Raw genomic sequence first — 21270 nt, forward strand, 5'->3', positions numbered from 1 at the left:
CGCACGGCCGAAGCTCGCCCAGCAGTACCCCTTGAACAGAACTCAAGAGAGGCGCACCCATGCCGTCATCAGCCGGGCACCGCACCGCCGCCACCGTCGACCGGCGGGGCTTCCTCAGGACCTCCCTCGGGGCGTCGGCGGGCCTGCTCGCCGCACCGGCCTTCGTCACCTGGCTGGGCGCGGCGGACGCGAAGGCGGCCACCGGCCTCGCCGCGTTCGTCGACGACTACAAGTCCAACGTCCTGACGAACCAGACTCCCGAGACCAACGCGGTCGTCCGGGTCCTGGGCGGCATGGCCGAGGTGTGGAAGACCGGCGACGCCTGGGACACCGGCCACGTCCTGGATCGCGAGGTGCTGCGCGCCAACATGCGCTACTGCGCCCGCGTCACGCGGGCCCGCACCGAGGCCCAGGCGAAGGAGGCGTTCCTCTACGACCGCCAGCACCAGAGCTACGCCATGATCGCCGGTCTCGGACCGCTCGCCGGGCTGTACAAGGCGGGCGCCAGGGCGGTCACGTCGATCACCAGCGCCCCGGACGGCACGCCCCCCGGCAAGGTCAGCGACACCCTGCCCGCCGACGCCCCGGCCGGGTCCGCGCTCGGGGCGGGCTCCCACGACTCGGAGCTGGGCAGGGTCGCGAAGCTGGTCGACACGGTGCGCGGCCCGTTCGCCTCGGGCAACCCGGCCAAGTTCGCCTTCCAGTACCCGCGTCCGTGGCGGATGAACGAGGACAGCGAGGTCGTCGACACCGGGGAGAAGGACGCCCTCGGCTACCCGGTGTACGACTCGCAGGTCGTCGTCGCCCCGCAGCTGCTGCGCCAGCGCTCCGAGAACCCGGAGGAGGACGGCGGTTTCCCCAGCGGCCACACCAACGCCTTCCACCTGGCCGCGCTGGCCTTCGCGTACGCGGTGCCCGAGCGGTTCCAGGAGCTGGTGACGCGCGCGTTCGAACTCAGCCACACACGGATCATGGCGGGCATGCACTCCACCGTCGACGTCATCGGCGGCCGGGTCATGGCCACCGCGCTGACCGCCGCGACGCTGGCCGACCCGGCGAACGCCGAGCTCAAGGCGGCGGCCCGCGCCCAGGCCCTCGCCTACTTCACGCGGCGGACGGGCACCACGGCGGACACGCTGTACGCCTACGCCCACTCCGACACCACCGACGCGTACGCCGACCGCGAGGCCAACGCCCGCGCGGTCGAGCCCAGGCTGACGTACGTGCTGCCGCGCCGCGGCCGCAAGGACCCGCTCACCGTACCCAAGGGCGCGGAGGTGCTGCTGGAGACGCGGCTGCCGTACCTGACCGCGGACCAGCGGCGCGAGGTGCTGCGGACGACGGCGCTGCCCTCCGGGTACGTCCTGCTGGACGGTTTCGAGCAGTGGGGCCGTCTGAACCTGTTCGCCGCGGCGGACGGGTACGGCGCCTTCGACACCGACGTCACCGTGACGCTGGACGCGGCGGCCGGCGGCTTCCACGCGGCCGACAGCTGGCGCAACGACATCGAGGGCGACGGCGGGCTGACCAAGCGCGGCACGGGCACGCTCACCCTCACCGGCCACAACCGCTACCACGGCGGGACGGTCGTCGAGGCCGGCACGCTGGTCGCCGCGTCACCCAACGCCCTGGGCCAGGGCGACGTCCGGGTGACGGGCGGCACGCTGCGCGCGGACCAGGTGCTGCGGGTGCGGGGCTCCTACGTCCAGGAGGGCGACTCCACGCTGGAGCTGCTGCTGCGCCGGAACCACGGCCCGGCCCTCACCGTGAGCCGGCGCGTCCTGCTGGGCGGGGGCGGCGTGCTGTCGCTGCGACTCGACCCCGAGCGTCCGCCGGTCGCCGGGACGACCGTCCCGGTGCTGTCGGCTCCGCGGCTGCGCGGCCGCTTCGACCGGGTGGAGCTGGACTCGGCGACGCTCAAGGCCGTGCCCGTCCACACGGCTGACGGACTGTCGGTGCGACTCGTGCGGCGGTGACGCCGTGCGCGGCGGGGGCTGATGCACAGTGGGTCCATGAGGGACCTGCTCGCTCCCGCCGCTCCCTGGCCGGTTCCGCTCTCGTCGGGGGCGACGCGGCGGCCGGTGGGACGGTGGCCGGGCGGACGGTGGCCGGTGCGGCTCCTGGTCGCGCTGCTGCTCGCGCAGATGGCCTTCGCGATGGTCACGACCGCGGTGCGGCAGACCCCCACGATCGACGAACCGGTGTACGTGGGCGCGGCGGCCGAGTACGTGCGCGAGCACCGGCTGCGCCACAACCCCGAGCATCCGCCGCTCGGCAAGCTGGTCATCGGGGTGGGTGTCGCCCTCGCGGATCCGCACATCGACGCGTCGTTCACCGGCGACCAGGGCCGGGTGGGGCGGCACCTGCTCTACGAGTCGGGCAACGATCCCTGGCGGCTGATGCTGTGGGCCCGCCTTCCGATGATCGTGCTGACCTCGCTGTTCGGGCTGGTGGTGTTCGCCTTCGCCCGTGAACTGGCCGGTACTGTGGGCGGGTTGGCCGCGCTCGCCCTGTACTGCCTCTCCCCCGACGTCATCGCCCACGGCTCGCTCGCCACGCTCGACGTGCCGGCCGCCGGGTTCGTGCTGACGTCGGCGTGGCTGGTGTGGCGGGCCCGTCGCCGGCCCCGGCTGTACGTCCCGCTCGCGGGGATCGCGCTGGGCGCCGCCCTGGCGACCAGGATGAGCACGTTGCCCGCCGTCGCGGTGCTGATGGTGTCGGCCGCGATGTCGGTGTGGCACGCCCGCGCAGGCGGCCGGCGCCTGGTGCGGGCGGTGGCCGGGGCGGGCGTGGTGGCCCTGGCCGCGATCGGGGTGGTGTGGGCCGTGTACCTGGTCGTCGATCCGCGGCTGCGCTGGACTCCGGAGCAGCAGGTGCCCGTGGTGCACGGGGCGCGGGGTCTGCTCGTGGATCTGCTGCCGTTCCCGGAGGCCTACCGGGACGGGATGCGCGTGCAGTTCGGGCTGGAGAACCGGCCGTGGCAGGGCTTCCTGTTCGGTCGGCTGTACGAGGGCTCGCTCTGGTACTACCTGCCGGCCGCGCTGCTGGTGAAGACGCCGCTGGGGGCGCTCGCGCTGTGGGCCGCCGGTGCCGTCGTGCTGGTGGCCGTACGGCGGCTGCGGCCCGCGGCACCGTATGTGCTGGCCGCTCCCGTGGTGCTGCTGGCGGCGGCCATGCAGGGGGCGCGGGACCTCGGGACCCGGTACGCCGTGTTCCTGCCGTTGTTCCTCGCGGTGGCGGCGGGGTGCCTGCTCGTGGTGCGGCGGCGGTGGGTGCCGGTCGCGGTGGCCGTGCTGGTGGCGTTCGTCGGGGTCGGTTCGGTGCGGACGTACCCCTTTTATCTGCCCTACTCCAACGAGGCGTTCGGGGGGCCGGGCAGGACGCGGGAGTGGCTGCACGACTCGAACGTGGACTGGGGGCAGGATCTCGGGCGGCTCGCCGAGCGGCTGCGGGAGGGGTACGCGGGTCAGCGGGTGTGGCTCGTCTACAAAGGGAGTGGGGTACCGGGGTTCTACGGCATCCGGAGTGCCGATCCCCGCCGGGTGCCCGTCTCCGAGGTGCGCGGGCTGTTGGTGGTGTCCGACTCCGCGGCGGCCAAGGCCACGGGGCGGCTGGCCGCGTTGATCGGCGGCAGCCGCCCCGTCGAGCATGTCGGGCACTCGATCACGATCTATCGCCGCTGAACGTCGTCGAGTCAGTGCGCGGCGTGGAAGAAACCGTCGGTGCTCACGTTGGGCATCACCCTGCTGGCCACCCGGTAGCGGCCGTTGGGCACCTCGGGGCACCTCGCCACGTGCACCGCCAGGGGGCCCGCCCACTCGTAGCCGCGGCGGTCCGCGTGGCGGCAGAGACTGTCGGTGAGGGCCTGGCCCACGTCGACGCCGGTGCGGGTCAGGTGCTCGTGCACGTCGTCGGGCAGTTCCACGTCGTAGGCGTTGGGGACCATGACACGGCCCTCACCGCACACCACGGCGTTGTCGTCGCACTCGCGTCGCAGGGCGTCGAGGACCTCGACCGGTTCCTTGTCGCGGACCCGCGCCCACAGCGCGTCCCATCGGCTCTCCAGGGTCTCTTCCAGCGCGCTCAGGGCGCCCATGCGGTATCACCTGCCGGAAACGTCGTCGGTTCGGTTGCGGTGGCCCGGGGTGGGCGTCCTACCGCTCGTCGTAGTCGTCGGGACGCACCTCGGCCTCCTCCAGGGCCTCGCGCATCGTGCGGCCGGTCGCGCCCGGCGGGCGGTTCCGGTTCTCGTCCTGCTGTTCCAGGACCTCGTCGGTCGTCTCGGTCTTGGGCCGGTTCTCCTCGGGGACGGTCATGACCGTGGCTCCTCGCGCGTCGTACGGGATCTTCTGCGGCGGCGGGTTCCCGCCCGGCGCCCGGGTATCCACGCGCCGGGCACCTCATGTGCTCCCGCGAAGAATCCCTGGTCACCACGGTGCGTGAGCTATGTTGAACGTCCCTGGGAGACGAAGGAGGCGCACCGGTGCCATCGCCGCAGCAGGCACGCGCACAGGCATCCGCGATCACCTCGGGGAAGGCCGCCCCGGAAGCGGAGGTCTCTCCGTCCGCCCAGCTCAGAACCCTCTTCGACCGGCCCCGGCTGTCCCCCGGCCAGCGACGCATCGCCCAGTACCTGATCGAGCACATCACCGAGGCGGCGTTCCTGTCGATCACGGATCTCGCGGACCGGGTCGGGGTGAGCCAGCCCTCGGTGACGCGGTTCGCGTCCGCGGTCGGCTTCAGCGGCTACCCGGCGCTGCGGGAGAAGCTCCAGTCGATCGCGCTCGGCACCCTCGCCGGCGGACCGGCCGAGGAGAACCAGGGCAACGAGCTGCAGGCGGCGGTCGACGCCGAGATCGAGAACCTGGAGAACCTGCGGCGGGACTTCGCCGACCCGAACCTGGTGATCGACATCGGCCGCAAGCTGTCCTCGTCCACGCCGCTGACCGTCCTGGGCCTGCGCATCTCCGTCTCGCTCGCCGAGTACTTCGCCTACGCCGCCCGCCGGATCCACCCCGACGTCCGGCTGGTGACCCGCGGCGGCAGCGTCGCCTACGACGCGCTGCTCCAGTCCCGGGAGGCGGGCGGCACCTGGGTGCTGGCGTTCTCCATGCCCCGGCACGCCCAGGAGACCCTGACGGCCGTCCGGGTCGCGCGGGGCGCCGGGCTCAAGGTGGCCCTGATCACGGACCTGGCGCTCGGGCCGCTCGCCGACGAGGCCGACGTCGCCTTCGCCACCGGGACCGGGTCCCGCCTGGTCTTCGACTCCTACGCAGCCCCGGGCGTGATGTGCTCGGCGCTGCTCCAGGCCATGACCGACGCGGACCCGGAGCGGACACAGGCGCGGCTGGAGGAGTACGAGCAGGTCGCCGACCAACACCAGTTCTTCCTCCGGGACTGAGCCTCCTCGGGGACCGGGCGGCAGGCATGCCGTTCACACACGGGGACCATCCACAACAAAGCGCGCATGAATGTTTTCATGCTCCTTGCAAACCGGTTGGCATATATAAATACTGCTCACGGATCGCGACCCGGCTGTTCCGGATCCGTTCCGCACCCGAGGAGGCCGGGTCCTACCCGCTTCGGCGTCCCGGGTGTCCGTGGCGGCCCCGGTCATCCCCTAGACCGGGGCCGCCCCGACCCGTCGTCCACCCTCACGACGCCGCACACCCGGAAGCGAAGATCATGCCCCTGACGTCCACGCGCATCAGCCCGGACTGGCCCTGCCAGGTCAAGACCCCCGGGAGCTACGACTGGGAGCGCTCGGCGGCCAAGTGGCTGCGCGAGCTGGTGCCCGCGCGCTACGCCGGATACCCCGTGTTCGTCCGCCACCCGGTGCTCCTCGCCCGGCACGCCCAGATCCAGGTCCAGCACGAGATCCGGGTGGCCCGCACCGCCCTGCAGACCGCCCGCGCCGACCTGCCCGGTCTCGGGCTGCACGAAGGCGTCATCGAGCACACGATCAAGCTGTACGCGGCCGAGCTCATGCAGCTGCAGCACATCGCGCGCAGCGTCCGGGCGGTCACCCAGGCGCTGGTGGAGGCGAACCGCCCGACCTGATCCCCCGGGGCATGACCCGCGCCGCGCGTGGCACCCAGAAGTGAATGAGCACCACACAAGTCCGGCGCGGCGAGCCGGTGACCACGGTCCTGACCTGGCAGGTGCGCCCCGGCCGGGAGCGGCAGTTCGAGGAGTGGACGCGCGGCATCACCCGCTGCGCCAGAGAGTTCCCCGGCAACGAGGGCGTCTCCTGGCTGACGCCTGAGGACGGCCACCGCTACCACGCGGTACTGCGCTGGTCCGACCAGCACCGGCTCGCCGCCTGGCTGGAGTCCGAGGAACGGGCCCACTGGCACCGGCGGATCGAGGACATCGCCACCGAGGTCAGCAGCGAACGCCAGTCGACGACCGGCATGGAGACCTGGTTCAGCCTGCCGGGCACCACGGTGCAGGCCCCGCCCCGGTGGAAGATGGTCCTCACCACCTTCCTCGGCGCCTATCCGTTCACCCTGCTCGTCCAGTGGCTGGTGACTCCGCACACCACGGGCTGGCCGCTGCCGCTGCGGGCCGCCGTGTTCCCGCTGGTGCTGCTGCCGGTGCTGACGTACCTGGTGATGCCGCGGCTCAGCCGGCTGCTGCGGCTGTGGCTCTATCCGCGCGACGGCCACTGAGCGGTCCCTCCCGGGCCCCGATGGGGCTGATGAGGCCGCAGGGATGCGTGAGCACTCCGTGCTCACGAGGCGGTCTTCGAATCGGGCCGGGTGTGCGATGCTCAACGCGTGACGAGCGAGCCCGTGACACCGCCGGACCCCGGCGGGCCACCGGACCTGGCCGAACTGGCCAGGATCGTCGCCCGGCAGCGCGCCGAGCTGGACCGGCTGCGCGACCAGGCGGCGACGTCGGCCGTCGTGGAGCGGGCCAAGGGCGCGGTGATGGCGCTGACCGGGTGTTCCGCGGACGCCGCCGGAGAGCGGCTGCTCCAGCGGGCCAAGGCGGCTCGTCACACACTGCTGGAGGAGTGCTGGATCACGCTCGGCAGCCTGGCGCCGACGCCGCCCGGCCCGGGCGAGGCGACCGAGCCCGTCGACACCGACGCCCCGGTCTCCGGGACGGACCTCCTGGAGGGGTCGGCCGCACCGGACGATGTCGCCGCCGCCCTGGCCCGCCTCGGCCAGGCCCTCGTCCGGGTGGCGACACCGCACGACCTCGCGCGGTGCCTGCTGGAGCACCTCGGGCCCGACATGGCGGCGGACGCGATCATGATCTACGCCCGCAGGCCCGACGGCGGCCTCGCGCTCATCGGGCACGCGGGCATCGGCGACAGGCTGGCCTCCCAGTGGGGCCGGGTCCCGCCGCTCAGCGGGGTCGCGGCGCTGGAGGCCCTGCGCGCGGGCGAGCCGCGGTGGCTGGAGGACCTGCCCTCGGACGCGCGGCGGTACCTGCTGATCGGGGAGCCTCCCGAGCGGTGGCGGTCGCGGGCCTGGCTCCCCGTGGTCACCGCGGGCCCGGCCGAGGTCTGCATCGGCGTGCTGCGCCGCCGGGCCGGGGCCTTCACCTCGCGCGACCGCGCTCACCTGCGGGGCGTCACCGATCTGTGCGCCGGGCGGCTGCGCGCCCTGGACACCCCGGCCGAGCGGTCCACCGACACCGCCACGGTCGCGGTGCAGGCGCTGTTCGATGCCCTGCCGGTCTCGGCGATGCTGCTCACGCCGGTGCGCGCCGCCTCGGGTGAGCCGGAGGACTTCCGGGTGGAGGCCGCGACCGCCCAGGTGGGCGACCTGCTGGGCCGGACCGGCGAGGAACCGGCCGGGCGGCGGCTGCTGGAGTTCCGGCCGGCCCTGGCGGGCGGGCCGCTGTGGCGGGACTGCCTGCACGTCCTGGCCACCGGGGAGCCGCGCGAAGGCGAGCCCTTCGCCCACGAGGAGACGGTGGCGGACGTCGCGGAGCTGTTCACGTACACGACACGGGTGGCGCCGCTGGGCGACGCCCTGGTCGTCTCCTGGATCCGGCACGGCTCCTCCGACCGGCAGGAGCAGCGGCTGGCGGAGCTGCAGCGGCTGGGCAACCTCGGCTGGGCGAACTGGAACCTGGTCACCCGGGAGGGCTCCTGGTCGACGCAGGCGTTCACGCTCCTCGGCCGGGACGCCGCGGACGGCCCGGTGCGGCTGACCGAGATGCCGGAACTGGCCCTGCCGGAGGACACTCCCGCGTTGACCCGCGCCGTCGGCGAGCTCGTCCAGGCGGGGCGGGCGTTCGACGTGCCGTTCCGGATCAGGACGACCGGCGGCATCCGGCATCTGCGGCTGGTGGCCGAGGCGGTGGCCGACTCGTACGGCACGCCCGTCGAGGTGCACGGCTTCGTGCAGGACATGACCGCCCGGCGGCGGGCGGAGCTGGCCCTGGTCGAGAGCGAGCGGGCGATCCTCACGCAGCACGACGTGCTCCAGGCCGAACGGACCCTGGCCTCCCGGCTGCAGCACGCGCTGCTGCCGATGGCCAACCGGCCGGTGCACCTGGCCGGGCTGCGCGTCGAGGTCGCCTATCTGCCGGCCCAGTCCGATGTGCACGTCGGCGGCGACTGGTTCAGCGCGATCGAACTGCCCGACGGGGACGCGCTGCTGGTGGTCGGCGACGTCGCCGGGCACGGCGTCGACGCGGTCGCCACGATGGCGCAGCTCCGGTTCACCGCGAAGGGCATGGTCATCACGGGCTCGTCGCTGACCGGCGCGCTCGCCCGGCTCAACACCCTGCTGCTGCACTCGCGGGACTCGCACGCGACCGCGACGATGGTGCTGGCCCGCTACGACCCGCGCCGGCGGCGCCTGGTCTGGGCGCAGGCGGGGCATCCCCCGCCCCTGCTCCTGCGGGACGGCGAGGCCCGGTACCTGGACCGCCCGAGGGGCATGCTGCTCGGGGCGACCGCGACGCCGGTGTTCGAGGAGGCCGAGTGCCGTCTCGCACCCGGCGACCGGCTCATCCTGTACACGGACGGCCTCGTCGAGCACCCCCCGGAGAGCATCGACCTCGGTCTTGAGCGGCTCGCCGAGGCGGTCGCGGCCCCGCACACCGACGGGCCCGTGTCGCTGGGGTCGTTGCTCGCGCGGATGCTGCCGGACGAGCGGCGGGACGACGTGTGCGTCGTGGACGTCCGGGTTCCGGGGATCATGGAGACGTAGGCACGCGCAGGGCGGAAGCGCGCGTCTTGGATACATAGGCGCGGGACGGAAGCGCGTGTCTATGAGTCGCCGCGATGCCGCCAGTACCACCACAGGCCCACGACGAGCGCCAGTAGGAACAGGGCGGGCAGCACCAGGCCGGGGATGCGGGAGCCGTTCATGGGCGGGGGCCTTCGTTCGGGGCGGATCGGGCGCCTCGCGGGCGCCCCGGCCCAGGGTGACGCCGGGCGGGCCCGCGCATCCGCCGCTTTTCCCAGCCGTTGCCGGGCGTTCGACCGCCGGGGGCACGAGGTCAGTCGACCGGGTGACCCGGCGGGATGCCGACGGCGTCGGAGAGGCGCAGCAGCGGACCGTCGTACGTCTCCCGGCCGCCCCACTCGACCGGGTCGAGAACGAAGCCGATGTGGTCGCCGCCCCCGGCGCGTGTCATGACGCGGCCGACGAACCAGGCCGGGGCCTCCTCCAGGACGAGTGCCCCGCCGTACGCCTCCCGCAGCCGCACGTCCCTCAACTTGTCCGTGCGGTCGCCGGTGCGCCCGCCGAACAGCTCGGCGAGGGCGTGCTGTTCGCGGGCGAGCAGGTGAACGGCGAGCACCTCGGCGTTCCGGGCCACCCGGAAGGTGTGGTTCAGCTCGGACAGCCACACCACGAAACGCACGGGACGGATCGAGCACTGCGAGGCGAATCCGACGAGGCAGCCCGCCCGTTCGCCGCCTGCGGCGGCCGTGACCACACACATGTCCGGGTTCAGCCGTCCGATGAACGCGTCCATGTCCGCCATGTCCACACCGCTCCTTCGCCCTCACGCCTGCCGGCCCTCGGCTTCACCTCACCATGGTGGCCGGGTGGGTGCCAGGCGGGAGGCGGGGGATGCCGGGCCGGGGTGCGTCAGGTCGTGGTCGGCGGGGTGCGGGACTCCAGTGCGGTCCGGGTGTCGTTGCCGTAGACGCCGGTCTCGTCGCCGCGGATGCCGTACCAGAGCTGGAAGCGGGCCACCGCCGCCGTGAGGGTGGGGTCGTAGCGGCCGTTGGTGGAGCCGCCCCGGTAGACGTCCGGGATGCGCAGCAGGCGTTCCTGGAGTTCGGTGACCTCGGGGCCGGTGGCCCCCTCGCGGAGCGTGCCGGGGCCGTCGGGGTCCACCGGTGCGGTGGCCTGCGGCGGCGTGGGGGCGGGGGCAGAGGCCGAGGCGGAGGCCGGGGGCCTGGGGGCGGGGGCCGCCGTGTCGTCCGTCTTCTCGCCGCGCAGCAGCAGCGCGCCGCCGAAGCCGATCACCGCGGCCGCGACGACGGCCACCGCCACGGCGGCGCGGCGCAGACCGGCCCCCGGGGGTGCCGTGTGGGCGTCCGCGGAGCGGCGGGTCGCGCGGGCCACGGGCGGGAGTTCCTGCGTCAGGGCCTCGGAGCCGGCCGGCGGTCCCGGCAGGGTGACGGACTCGTAGCCGCCCGGCTCGGGGCCGCGGGGTGCCGTGGGGGCCGCGCCGGTCTCCTCGCGGAACTCCCTCATCAGCTCGGCGAGGGCGTCGGTGCGGCGCGGCCGCAGGACGCGGATGGGTTCCAGGGCCGGGCCGTCGTGCGGCGGCCGGGGCTCGGACGGTGTCGACACGCGTGCTCTCCTTGCGTCCGGGCTCGGGGGCGCCCGTCTTCGGGGGTCGTCCTGCCGCTAGATACGCGGCTGCCGCGCCGGCAGTTCAGCGGGCGCTCGGGCCAGGGATGCAGAGCACTCAGTTCCTTCCAAGGAGTGCACTGAGTGCCATATGTGGCCCGGCGGGTGCTACGTTCCCGCTCATGAGCTCCGAGAAAGCCGACGCCGGGACCGGAAAGACGCCCATGCGGGACGCCCTGGTGGCGGCGGCGTTCCAGCTGTTCCTCGAACGGGGTTACGAGCAGACGACGGTCGACGACATCGTGGCGCTCGCCGGGGTGGGACGGCGCTCCTTCTTCCGCTACTTCCCCTCCAAGGAGGACGTGGTCTTCCCCGACCACGAGCGGTGCCTGGCGGACATGACGGCCTTCCTCGCCGAGGGCGCGGACGACGACGAGCCCGTGCGGCGGGTGTGCGACGCGGCCCGGCTGGTGCTGCGGATGTACGCCGAGAACCCGACGTTCTCGGTACAGCGCTACCGGCTCACCCGGGAGGTGCCCGGGCTGCGCGCCTATGAGCTGTCGGTGGTGTGGCGCTACGAGCGGGCCCTCGCCTCGTACCTGCGGCGGCGGTACGAGGCCCGCCGGGACGGGACCCTGCAGGCCGACGTGATCGCGGCGGCGGTGGTCGCGGCGCACAACAACGCGCTGCGCTCCTGGCTGCGTTCGGACGGGCAGGGCGAGGCGAGCGCCGCGGTGGACCACGCGCTGGCGTACGTGCAGTCCGCCTTCGGCGAGGCGCCGGTGCCTCCGGCCGGGGAGCGGCCCGAGGACGTGGTGGTCGTCGTCTCGCGGCGCGGAGCGCCCCTGTGGCGGGTGGTGCAGGAGATCGAGACGACGCTGGGGCGGGCCTGAGTGCCCCCACATTGAGGGTACGGAGTGCCTTTACGAGTGGCACTGAGTGCCATACGCTGTGCTCCGTGCACGGTGGCACGGCCAACCGCGCACGCGTGTGCGCGGGCGACCGCGCCCATGGGATTCCGGCCGAGTGCAGGGAGTTGACCAGCGTGTACCACCACTCAGGAAGCGTCGCTCAGCAGGCAGCCGGCTCCGCGACGGGTCTCCTCGACCCGAGGGGCCAGGACTCGGAGGCCATCCTCTTCCAGCGCTGCACCTGGTGCGGCACCGCCATGTACCACCGGGTGCTCTGTCCGGTCTGCCGGGGCAGCGAGCTGCGCACGGAGCGCGCCGAGGGCACGGGCACGGTACGCCACTCCACGGTGGTGCACCGCAACACGCCCGCGGCGCGCAACGTGTCCCTGATCGAGATGTCCGAGGGGTTCGTCGTGCGCGGCCGGGTGATGGGCCCGCCCATCGGCATCCACAGCGGGGACCGGGTGCGGCTGTCCACGGCCAAGGACCCGGTCCGGGGCGAGCCGGTCTTCCAACTGCTGGACGAGCCGTACCGGGCCTGGAGCTGACGCCTGGTCAGTCTTCCGGGAGCAGTTCGCCGGTGCGCACGGGCCGCCCGGTCTCGAAGCTCCGGTTGGCCGCCAGGCCCACGGCCAGGGCCAGCGCTCCGTCGCGCTCGGTGGCCGTCGGGTGGGTCGCCGCCGCGGTGTCCGCCGCACGGGTCGGGTCGGCGGGTCCGAACAGCGCGTCGAGCATGCGCGGGTCACCGCCGCCGTGTGCCTCGTGGGCGATCGCGAGCGGCACGTCCACCGGAGGCTGCCACAGCGGGCGCAGGGTCAGGCGGGCGCCGCCCGTGTGTTCCGCCGCCGTGTCCCCGTGCAGGGCGCCCGCGGCCGACGCGACCCGGGTCAGGGGTGGCTGCCAGCGGCTCTCCTCGACCTCCAGCTCCAGCCGGCCCCCGTTGCCGTTGAACATCACCCGGTAGCCCTCCCACGGGGCGTAGGCGGTCAGGTGGTACGTCATCGTCGCGCCGCGCGCGTAGCGCACGAGGACGGACATGTCGTCCTCGATGGTGACCGGCCCGTCGAAGACGTTCCGGTCGCGCAGGTAGCCGTCGTCGCGCTCGGCGTCGAGGTAGAGGGCGCGCAGGGTGTCGTTGGCCGCGAGGTCCAGGGCGAAGGGGTCGTCGGCGGCCCGGTCGGCGCCGTGGGCGCGGTGGTAGTCCCGGCGCAGTCCGTGCCGCTCCCCCGCCTCGCGGCCGTAGAAACCGAGCCGTCCGTAGCCGAAGGCCTCCGCGGGCTCGTCGGCGAGCCACCAGTTGACCAGGTCGAAGTGGTGCGAGGACTTGTGCACCAGCAGGCCGCCGCTGTGCCGCTTCTCGCGGTGCCAGCGGCGGAAGTAGTCGGCGCCGTGCCGCACGTCGAGCAGCCACTCGAAGTGCACCGACAGCACCTCGCCGATCGCGCCGTCGGCGAGCAGGGCGCGGACCTTCTCGTGCACGGGGTTGAAGCGGTAGTTGAAGGCGACGGTCAGGGAGTTGCCGGTCTCGCGGACGGTGCCGAGGATGCGGGCGCAGCGCTCGGCGTCGACGGTCATCGGCTTCTCGGTGACGACCCGGCAGCCCGCGCGCAGGGCCGGGACGATGTAGCGGTCGTGCTCGGCGTCGACGGTGGTGACGACGACCTCGTCGATGTCCTCCTTCGCCAGCAGGTCGGCGAAGCGGTCCGGCTCCCACACGGCGGCCGCCGGTGCGCCGGCCTCGGCCAGCAGGCGGTTGTGGAAGGCCATCCGGGTCGGGCTGGGGTCGCACAGCGCGGCCACCAGGTGGCCGGGGCGTGCGGCGAGGCCGCGGGTGAAGAGCTGGGCCCGGTGGCCGGTGCCGACGACGGCTGCGCGCAGGACGGGAGTTCGGCTCATGGCAGGTGACCTTTCCCGGGGAGGGGCCGTCCACTCCCCCGGAGCCGAAAGCGCTTGCGGGAAGGCGGTCAGAGGGTGACGCGCAGGCCCACGGTGCCGTCCACGCCCCGCCGCAGCCGACTGCCGAGCAGGGTGAGCCGGCCGGTGAGGCCGTACTTGCGGGCGATCAGCTCGCGGTAGCGGGCGGTGGTGGCCGCGTCGCAGATCTCGGCGGTCGCGGGCACCTGGTCGCCGGTGGGGTTGCCGCGCGCGTCGCAGGGGCCGACCAGGACGTCGGGGCGGTTGCGGATCCGCTTCACCTTCCAGGAGTCGGCGGGTGTCCAGACGCCGAGCGCGTCGCCGTCCCGTACCACCCAGACCGGGGTGGCGACCGGCGTGCCGTTCCTGCGGTAGCTGGTGATCAGCAGGTATTTGCCCGTGGCCAGTCGGTCCAGCGCCGTGTCGTCCATGCCGGGCAGTGTACGAGCGCCCGCCCGGCCTCAGTCCAGCGCCGCCGCCATCCTCCGCACCGCCTCCGTGATCACCTCGCGGGAGGTCGCCAGGTTGAGGCGGACGTGCCCGGCGCCGCCGGTGCCGAAGGGGATGCCGGAGTTGAGGGCGACCCGGCCGCGGCGCAGGAAGACGTCCGCCGGGTCGTCGCCGAGGCCGAGGGCGCGGCAGTCGAGCCAGGCGAGGTAGGTGGCGTCGCCCGGGCGGTAGCGGATGGCGGGCAGGTGCTCGGCCAGCAGGTCCGCGAGCAGCCGCCGATTGGTGTCGAGCCCGGCCAGCAGGGCGTCCAGCCAGGCGACGCCGTCGCGCAGGGCGGCGGTGTGGGCGATGATGCCGACGTGGCTGGGGCCGTGACCGACCTCCTCGGGCATCCGGGCCAGGTCGGCGGCGGCGTCGGGCCCGGCGACGGCGAGGGCGGCCTTGAGCCCGGCCAGGTTCCACGCCTTCGAGGCCGACATCAACGACAGGCCGCGCTCGCCGCCGGGCACGCTCAGGTACGGCACGAACCGCGCGTCGCCCACCACGAGCGGCGCGTGGATCTCGTCGGCGACGACACGCACGCCGTACCGCTCGGCGAGCGCGGCGACGGCGGACAGCTCCTCGGCCGTGTGCACGGTTCCGGTCGGGTTGTGGGGGCTGCACAGCAGGAGGGCGGCCCGCCGCCCGTCCGCGACGGCCTGCCGGAAGGTCTCCTCCAGGACGCCGGGGTCGATGCGGCCGTCCGCGCCGAGCGGGGCCTGAACCACCCGACGGTCCATGTGCTCCAGGAAGTGGTAGAACGGCGGGTACACCGGCGAGTTCACGACCACCGCGTCCCCGTACCCGGTGACCAGCTTGAGCATCTCGACCACGCCCAGCATGACGTCGGGCACGATCGCGGTGCGCTCCACCGCGAGGCCGTCCCAGTCCCACCGCTTCTCGGCGAAGGCGGCCAGGGCCTGCGCGTAGGCGGTGCCGGCGGGGTAGCCGGTGTCGCCGAGCTCCAGCGCGTCGGTGACGGCGCGTACGACGGGCTCGGCGAGCGGGACGTCCATCTCGGCCACCCACAGCGGCAGCACGTCCTCGGGGTAGGTGCGCCACTTCATGCTGGTACGGCGCCTGAGGCGGTCGAGGGTGAGGAGCTGCAGGGGGTTCGGTTCACCGGACGTCTCGTGCGGGATCCTGGTCATGGGCACACGATAGGGGGCCGTGCGGTGACCGGGAATCTTGAGGACGGGGAGCGGGGGGCGGCCACGGGCCGGTTCCTGGAGATCGCCTGTGACGAGTCGGGCTCGGACGGCGAGAACCTCACCGGCGGCAACACGGACGTGTTCGCGCACGCCAGTGTGTCGCTGCCCGTGACGGCGGCAGCGGCGGCCGTGCGCGAGATCCGGGGCCGGATCCGCTCACCGGCCGAGGAGTACAAGGCGACCCACCTGCTGCGGGAGAAGCATCGCGCGGTCCTGGAGTGGCTGCTCGCGCCGGACGGTCCGGTCCACGGGCGGGCGCGGGTGCACCTCATGGAGAAGTCGTTCTTCGTGGTGGACCGGGCCGTCGGCCTGCTGCTGGGCGATCCGGCCGCGGCCGTCACCCTCTTCCGGGCCGGACACCGGACCTTCGGGGAGGAGGGCTGGCGGGCGTTCCTGGAGGCGGCCAACCGACTGCTGCGGGTCCGCCACGACGGGGACCCGGTGGAGGCCTTCTACGGCACGGTCGACGCCCTGCGCCGGGACCGTCCGCGCTCGGACGCCGCGGAGATCCTGGAGCAGCTGGCGGCGACCCGGCCCAGGGCGGTCTCCTACCGGGCGGAGTTCCTCGCCGGGCCGCCGCTGATCCCGGTGCTCGACCCGCTGCTCCCGGCGATCGTGCGGACGGCCGCGCTGTGGAGCGGGGACGGGCGGCCGGTCCGGCTGGTGCACGACCGGCAGAACATGCTGACGCCGGACCGCGTCGCGTGGATCGAGGAGGCGGCCCGGCGAGCCGGGGTCGGTCTCGCGGGGCTGCGGCTCGTCGTGGCGCGCGAGGACGCGCGGGTGCAGGTGGCGGACTTCCTGGCCGGAATCGCCCGCAAGATCGCTTCCGATGAGCTGAACGGGCGCGGGGATCCGGCGCTCACCGCTCTGCTGCGGCCCTACGTCGATCCGGCCTCGGTGTGGGGCGACGCGCGGAGCCGGGCCCTGCTCGCCGACCCGGTGGCGGGCTGACGGCTCAAAAGATCACGCGTGCGGTGAACACGGCAGGGCTGCGGCCCGTATGGATGAGGGGCGCTCAACTCAAGGAGGGCCCCGCGGTGTTCACACCGTGATGTTCTGGTTCGGGAGCCATGCATGAGGCACGCACGACGACGGGTCGTCCGGCGAGTGACACGGCTGGCGGCCGTCGGCGGACTCCTCCTCGGAGGAGCGATGGTCACACGCGCCGTGGCGAGCGAGCCCCCGGACCCCTCGATCGGCGTCCCGTACTCCGCGCGGCCCGCCACCGGCATGGGCACCGACCTCGTGTCCCGGCTCGGGACCTCCCGCACGGCGGGCAGCTGGGTCGACTCGGCCGGGCGGCCGGTCGTCGCGGTCACCGACGAGAAGGCCGCCGCCGAGGTGGAGCGCGCCGGGGCCCGGGCGAAGATGGTCCGCCACAGCATGAGCGACCTCAAGTCCGCGACGGCCACGCTGCGTTCGGCCCCCAGAGTGGCGGGTACGGCGTGGGCCCTGGACTACAAGAGCAACGAGGTGGTCGTCCGGGGTGACAGCACCGTCTCCGCCGCCGACTGGTCCCGGCTGACCGAGGTCGCGGAGGGCATCGGCGGTTTCGTGCGCATGGAGCGCACCGAGGGCAGGTTCACGACGCGGATCAACGGCGCGGAGCCGATCCTGTCGACGGCCGGGCGCTGTTCGGCGGGGTTCAACGTCACCGACGGGAAGAGCGACTACATCCTCACGGCCGGGCACTGCGGACCCGACGGTTCCGTGTGGTTCTCCGACGACCGGGGCCGGGACCAGGTCGGCACCTCGCTCAGGGGGAGCTTCCCCGGCGACGACTACTCCCTGGTGAAGTACGACAGCGGCCGCGCGGGCGAGGGCGCGGACGTCGTGGCCGTCGGGGACGGCAAGGGCGTGCGGATCACGGGCGTGGCCGATCCGGAGGTCGGGCAGAAGATCTTCCGCAGCGGCAGCACCAGCGGGCTGCGCGAGGGGGAGGTGACCGCGCTGAACGCGACGGTCAACTACCCCGAGGGGACGGTCACCGGGCTCATCGAGACGAACGTGTGCGCCGAACCGGGCGACAGCGGCGGCCCGATGTTCGCGGACGGGATCGCGCTGGGCCTGACGTCCGGCGGCAGCGGGGACTGCGCGCAGGGGGGTACGACGTTCTTCCAGCCGGTGACGAAGGCGCTGACCGAGCTGGACGTCAAGCTGATCGTGGCCAAGCAGGCCGGGGGCGGCACCGGTGCCGCGCCCGCGCCGTCGGCCCCGCAGGGCGCCGCCGCCTCGCCCGGTTCGTCGGCGCCGGTGACGGGCGAGGACGTGTCGGGCCTGCTGACCCGGCTCGGTGATCCGCGCAACGTGGGTCCCGGCCTGCTGGTCATCGCGGGCAGTCTGGTCGCGCTGGTGGCGACCCGGTGGATCCGCGCCGAGCAGGACCGCAAGGCGTATCGGCAGTACTACTCGGCCACCTGGGGGTGACACCGGTTCCGGCACGTCACCGGGTACCCCGGTCACCCCAGGGTGAGCAGCACCGTCGCGACTCCGGCTCCCAGCAGTCCCCTCACCTGGCGGAGGCTGATCCGCTCGCGCAGGAGGGCGAGGCCGAGGACGACGGGCAGCGCCGGATAGAGGGAGGCGAGGACGACGGCCACGGCCAGCAACTGCCGCTGGGCGGCGAGCAGATACAGCACGAGGCCGAGTGCCGCCCCGGCCCCGATGAGGACGGCCTGGAGGCAGCGGACCGGCGGCAGCTTCAGCCGGCGGGCGTGGCGGGCGGCGTCCGGCAGCAGGACGAGGACCGCGGCGACCCGGCCCGCCGCGACGGGCCACAGCCCGCTCCCGGGGTCCGCCTGGCCGAGGGCGAGGTACTGCACGGCCACGCCCGCGCTGGCGAGCAGCCCGTCCGCCGTGCCCTTCCCGGTGCCTGCGTCCGGGCTCCCGGCAGCTTCCGAGCCGCGGACTCCGCCCCGGCCTCCGGCGACGAACCACAGCGAGGGCACCGTGACGGCGATGCCGAGCCAGGCGACGGCGCCGGGACGGTCGCCGAGGAGGAGCACCCCGCACAGCACCGACAGCGCCACGCCGGTGACGGCGCTCACGGGCACGACGACGCTCATGGCGCCGCGGCTCAGCCCGCGGTTGAGGAACCGCATGGCGACACCGCTGCCGACGCCGGACAGCGCGCCCCACAGCAGGTCGGTGGGGTGGACGGAGTCGGCGGGCAGGAGGAGTGCGGCGGCGCAGGCGAGCAGGAGGCCGCCCAGCTGGCCGAGGAAGGTGACGGCGGCGTGGTGGACGCGCCGGGACAGCAGACCGCCGGCGAAGTCGACGATGCCGTAGACAACGGCCGAGGAAAGTGCGAGAAGGGCACCCATTGGATCAGGGGTGCCCCGGGACGAGGCTCCGATGCGTCAGGGGGCCTGGAGGAGGTTCACGCCGCCGGAGCCGACTGCGGGACCGCGGCGGCCCACTCCAGGACGAGCCGCTGGTATTCCTCGCGCTGCTCGACGCTCAGTGTCCCGCCCGACCGGCGCCACAGGGCCCGGATCTCCTCGTTGACCTCGTCAGCCGATCGCTGGGAAGAGGATTCAACAGTGGTGGACATGGTGTGAAGCATACGTCGCCGCAAGTGAAGACGGCGTGAGTAATCGTGAGTTAAACGGTCATTTCGGACAGTGTTGCTGATCACGTCCATCTCCCGGTAAACGTGAGCCTGTTCACGCTTCGGCCGACCCCAGCACCAGCACCTTGATGGCCAATACGGCCGCGCCGCGTGCCCAATCGTGAAAATCGGACACCTTGGTCTCCAGCTCGACCGGGGCGGCCAGCGGGTGCCGCTGGTCGCGGACGGTCTCCTCGACCGTCTTGCCGGCCACGTCCATCAGCCCGACCCCCTCCCCCGCGAGCAGGATCCTCTGCGGCATCACGAAGTTGGAGATCTGCGCGACGAGCGTCCCCAGGGCGCGCGCGGCCTCCTCCACGACCCGGGCGGGCACCGGGTCCCCGGCGGCGGCCAGCGCGAGGATCTCCTCGTAGGTCCGGTCGACGCCGGTGGCGGCCTGGACCTGGTAGCGGATGTTGGGGATGGTCAGCATCGAGACGGCACTGCCGCGCCGGCCGTCGGGGGTGAGCGGCCCGTTGGGGTCCACGATCCAGTGGCGGCCGAAGCCGCGGTCCTCCTCCGCGAAGGGCACCCGCTTGCCGCCCAGGACGAGCCCGTAGCCGAGGCCGGCGCCGATGGTGAGCACGACGAAGCGCTCCAGACCGCGCCCGGCGCCGAACCAGGTCTCGGCGTCGACCAGGGCCGCGACGTCGTTCTCGACGACCACCGGCAACCCGGTGCGCTCCTCGACGAGTTCGGCCAGGGGGACGTCCCGCCACAGCAGGAAGGGCGACTCGCCGACCACGGCACGATCCTGGACGAAACCGCCGACCCCGATGCCGATCCCGGCGAGCCGAGGGTGGCCGACGGCCAGTTCGGCGGTCATCGCGGCGAGCACGTCGGCGACCTCCGCGGGGTCGTGGGTGGTGAGCGGACGGTCGTGGCGGGCGACGACATGGCTTCGCAGCGTGGTGACGACGCCGTACACCATGTCCTCGGTGATCTTGTAGCCGAGGAAGTAGCCGGAGTCGGCGACGACGTCCAGCGGCTGTGAAGGCCGGCCCTGGCGCGCCTCCGCCGGTACGCCCGCCTCGGCCACCTCGACCAGCAGGCCCGACTCGATCAGCGGCTTGGTCAGCCGAGTGAGGCTCCCGGCCGACAGGCCCAGCCTGCGGGCGAGTTCGCTGCGCGACAGCGGCCCGTTGACGAGCACCTCGATCGCCACCGAGCGCTCCCCCGGGCTCAGCGGCAGCCAGCCGGCGGTGCCTGCGGTCATCAGCGTTCTGCTCCCTCACCTTTTTTTCGCACTGAAACCAACATGACCACTCTACGGCGCTGATGGTTCCTGCGAAAAGATGTTTGCACCCCTCTTGACGCCGCAATTGTTTCGCGCCAAAAGTAAGTCCCGCCAGAGGACGAGCCGCCGCATGCGAGGGAGTCTCCCGTGACCATCGCCTCCAGCAGCCCTCCATCGCGTCTGCCCGCGGGCGGCGCGGCGGAGGCGCGCAGCAAACCCAGGACACGCCGGACCGAGGCGGGCGAGAACCGAGGGGACGGCCGGCTGGCCGCGGTGTTCATCGCGCCGGCCCTGCTCGGCTTCGTGGTCTTCCTGCTCTGGCCGACGCTGCGGGGCGTCTACCTGAGCTTCACCCGCTTCAATCTGCTGACGCCGGCGGAGTGGGTGGGCCTGGACAACTACGTCCGCATGGTCAACGACCCCATCTTCTGGGACTCGCTGTGGGTCACCGTCGAGTACGTCGTCATCAACATCGGCGTCCAGACGGTCGCGGCCCTCGCCATCGCGGTGCTGCTCCAGCGGCTCACGCAGTCGGCGATGCTGCGCGGCATCGTGCTCACGCCGTACCTGATGTCGAACGTGGTGGCCGGTCTGGTCTGGCTGTGGATCCTCGACACGCAGCTCGGCATCGGCAACGAGATCATCAGCGCCGTCGGCGTCGACCGCATCCCGTTCCTCGCCGACGAGACCTGGGCGATCCCGACGATCGCGCTCATCAACGTGTGGCGGCACGTCGGCTACACCGCGCTGCTGCTGTTCGCCGGTCTCCAGGCCATCCCGAACGACATGTACGAGGCGGCCCGGGTGGACGGCGCGAGCGAGTGGCGGATGTTCTGGCGGATCACCATGCCGCTGCTGCGGCCGGTCCTCGCGGTCGTGCTGATCATGACGGTGATCGGCTCGTTCCAGGTGTTCGACACCGTCGCCGTCACCACCGCGGGCGGCCCGGCGAACGCGACCAACGTGCTCCAGTACTACATCTACGGATCCGCCTTCGGCCGCTTCCAGTTCGGTTACGCCTCGGCCATGTCCGTCGCCCTCCTGGTCGTGCTGAGCGCGATCACCATCCTCCAGTACCGGCTCACCCGGGCCGGCCGGACCGACCTCGGCTGACGGA

21 protein-coding genes are annotated in these 21270 nt (G+C 73.2%); 11 read left to right on the top strand and 10 right to left on the bottom strand.

Features of this window, described 5'->3' with window-relative positions:
- Window positions 1-59: 59 nt before the first annotated feature.
- Complete coding sequence (locus ACSUPV_RS01650; protein WP_382608501.1) at window positions 60-1976, top strand: phosphatase PAP2 family protein; 1917 nt, start codon at window positions 60-62, stop codon at window positions 1974-1976.
- A 21-nt stretch (window positions 1977-1997) separates the two neighbouring features.
- On the top strand, window positions 1998-3683 hold the full coding sequence (locus tag ACSUPV_RS01655; RefSeq protein ID WP_382608504.1) for an ArnT family glycosyltransferase: 1686 nt from the start codon (window positions 1998-2000) through the stop codon (window positions 3681-3683).
- Between the two features lie 11 nt (window positions 3684-3694).
- On the opposite strand, the gene ACSUPV_RS01660 is transcribed toward ACSUPV_RS01655, so the two are convergent.
- Window positions 3695-4096 carry a DUF3662 domain-containing protein gene (locus ACSUPV_RS01660; protein WP_031120407.1) on the bottom strand — a complete coding sequence of 134 codons (402 nt, stop codon included), beginning with the start codon at window positions 4094-4096 and terminating at the stop codon, window positions 3695-3697.
- Between the two features lie 58 nt (window positions 4097-4154).
- Complete coding sequence (locus tag ACSUPV_RS01665) at window positions 4155-4388, bottom strand: hypothetical protein (protein ID WP_359792423.1); 234 nt, start codon at window positions 4386-4388, stop codon at window positions 4155-4157.
- A gap of 95 nt (window positions 4389-4483) precedes the next feature.
- Here ACSUPV_RS01665 and ACSUPV_RS01670 point away from each other — a divergent pair, with 95 nt between their 5' ends.
- From ACSUPV_RS01670 to ACSUPV_RS01685, 4 genes are all read left to right on the top strand, one after another.
- Window positions 4484-5401 (top strand): MurR/RpiR family transcriptional regulator, encoded by a 918-nt coding sequence (locus ACSUPV_RS01670; RefSeq protein ID WP_031120408.1) that lies wholly within the window; start codon window positions 4484-4486, stop codon window positions 5399-5401.
- Window positions 5402-5685: 284 nt separating this feature from the next.
- Entirely contained in the window at window positions 5686-6060 is a 375-nt protein-coding gene (locus tag ACSUPV_RS01675; RefSeq protein WP_031120409.1) for a hypothetical protein, read from the top strand.
- Between the two features lie 44 nt (window positions 6061-6104).
- Window positions 6105-6671, top strand: coding sequence for an antibiotic biosynthesis monooxygenase (locus tag ACSUPV_RS01680; RefSeq protein WP_031120410.1), 567 nt, complete (start codon window positions 6105-6107; stop codon window positions 6669-6671).
- 108 nt (window positions 6672-6779) lie between these two features.
- A complete protein-coding gene (locus ACSUPV_RS01685; RefSeq protein ID WP_436946770.1) occupies window positions 6780-9176 on the top strand; it encodes a SpoIIE family protein phosphatase in 2397 nt (798 codons plus the stop codon).
- A 292-nt stretch (window positions 9177-9468) separates the two neighbouring features.
- Here the strand turns inward: ACSUPV_RS01685 and ACSUPV_RS01690 are convergent, their stop codons facing one another.
- Both ACSUPV_RS01690 and ACSUPV_RS01695 read right to left on the bottom strand, forming a co-directional pair.
- Entirely contained in the window at window positions 9469-9957 is a 489-nt protein-coding gene (locus ACSUPV_RS01690) for a flavin reductase family protein (protein WP_031120412.1), read from the bottom strand.
- A gap of 107 nt (window positions 9958-10064) precedes the next feature.
- Window positions 10065-10778 carry a peptidoglycan-binding domain-containing protein gene (locus tag ACSUPV_RS01695; RefSeq protein ID WP_037764082.1) on the bottom strand — a complete coding sequence of 238 codons (714 nt, stop codon included), beginning with the start codon at window positions 10776-10778 and terminating at the stop codon, window positions 10065-10067.
- 182 nt (window positions 10779-10960) lie between these two features.
- Between ACSUPV_RS01695 and ACSUPV_RS01700 the strand changes: the two genes are divergently transcribed.
- Both ACSUPV_RS01700 and ACSUPV_RS01705 read left to right on the top strand, forming a co-directional pair.
- Window positions 10961-11671, top strand: coding sequence for a TetR family transcriptional regulator (locus ACSUPV_RS01700; protein ID WP_382608518.1), 711 nt, complete (start codon window positions 10961-10963; stop codon window positions 11669-11671).
- 152 nt (window positions 11672-11823) lie between these two features.
- Complete coding sequence (locus ACSUPV_RS01705) at window positions 11824-12237, top strand: Zn-ribbon domain-containing OB-fold protein (RefSeq protein ID WP_031120415.1); 414 nt, start codon at window positions 11824-11826, stop codon at window positions 12235-12237.
- Window positions 12238-12244: 7 nt separating this feature from the next.
- On the opposite strand, the gene ACSUPV_RS01710 is transcribed toward ACSUPV_RS01705, so the two are convergent.
- The 3 genes from ACSUPV_RS01710 to ACSUPV_RS01720 all read right to left on the bottom strand — a co-directional run bounded on the left by ACSUPV_RS01710 (window position 12245) and on the right by ACSUPV_RS01720 (window position 15243).
- A complete protein-coding gene (locus ACSUPV_RS01710; RefSeq protein WP_436946771.1) occupies window positions 12245-13585 on the bottom strand; it encodes a Gfo/Idh/MocA family protein in 1341 nt (446 codons plus the stop codon).
- Window positions 13586-13653: 68 nt separating this feature from the next.
- Entirely contained in the window at window positions 13654-14034 is a 381-nt protein-coding gene (locus ACSUPV_RS01715; RefSeq protein WP_031120417.1) for a PPOX class F420-dependent oxidoreductase, read from the bottom strand.
- A gap of 30 nt (window positions 14035-14064) precedes the next feature.
- A complete protein-coding gene (locus tag ACSUPV_RS01720) occupies window positions 14065-15243 on the bottom strand; it encodes a MalY/PatB family protein (RefSeq protein ID WP_031120418.1) in 1179 nt (392 codons plus the stop codon).
- Between the two features lie 24 nt (window positions 15244-15267).
- Here ACSUPV_RS01720 and ACSUPV_RS01725 point away from each other — a divergent pair, with 24 nt between their 5' ends.
- Window positions 15268-16257, top strand: a complete 990-nt coding sequence (locus tag ACSUPV_RS01725; RefSeq protein WP_037764097.1) for a hypothetical protein — start codon at window positions 15268-15270, stop codon at window positions 16255-16257.
- Window positions 16258-16380: 123 nt separating this feature from the next.
- Window positions 16381-17733 carry a S1 family peptidase gene (locus ACSUPV_RS01730; protein ID WP_031120420.1) on the top strand — a complete coding sequence of 451 codons (1353 nt, stop codon included), beginning with the start codon at window positions 16381-16383 and terminating at the stop codon, window positions 17731-17733.
- A 32-nt stretch (window positions 17734-17765) separates the two neighbouring features.
- Here the strand turns inward: ACSUPV_RS01730 and ACSUPV_RS01735 are convergent, their stop codons facing one another.
- From ACSUPV_RS01735 to ACSUPV_RS01745, 3 genes are all read right to left on the bottom strand, one after another.
- Entirely contained in the window at window positions 17766-18629 is an 864-nt protein-coding gene (locus ACSUPV_RS01735) for an EamA family transporter (RefSeq protein WP_436946772.1), read from the bottom strand.
- A 56-nt stretch (window positions 18630-18685) separates the two neighbouring features.
- Window positions 18686-18871 (bottom strand): hypothetical protein, encoded by a 186-nt coding sequence (locus ACSUPV_RS01740; protein WP_037764103.1) that lies wholly within the window; start codon window positions 18869-18871, stop codon window positions 18686-18688.
- Between the two features lie 100 nt (window positions 18872-18971).
- Window positions 18972-20132, bottom strand: a complete 1161-nt coding sequence (locus tag ACSUPV_RS01745; protein ID WP_037764105.1) for an ROK family transcriptional regulator — start codon at window positions 20130-20132, stop codon at window positions 18972-18974.
- A gap of 168 nt (window positions 20133-20300) precedes the next feature.
- On the opposite strand from ACSUPV_RS01745, the gene ACSUPV_RS01750 reads away from it, so the two are divergent.
- Entirely contained in the window at window positions 20301-21266 is a 966-nt protein-coding gene (locus tag ACSUPV_RS01750) for a carbohydrate ABC transporter permease (RefSeq protein ID WP_436946773.1), read from the top strand.
- Window positions 21267-21270: the final 4 nt, after the last annotated feature.

Origin of the sequence: Streptomyces sp. SudanB52_2052, from assembly GCF_964272415.1 — a bacterium.
In the GTDB taxonomy this organism is placed as follows: domain Bacteria; phylum Actinomycetota; class Actinomycetes; order Streptomycetales; family Streptomycetaceae; genus Streptomyces; species Streptomyces olindensis.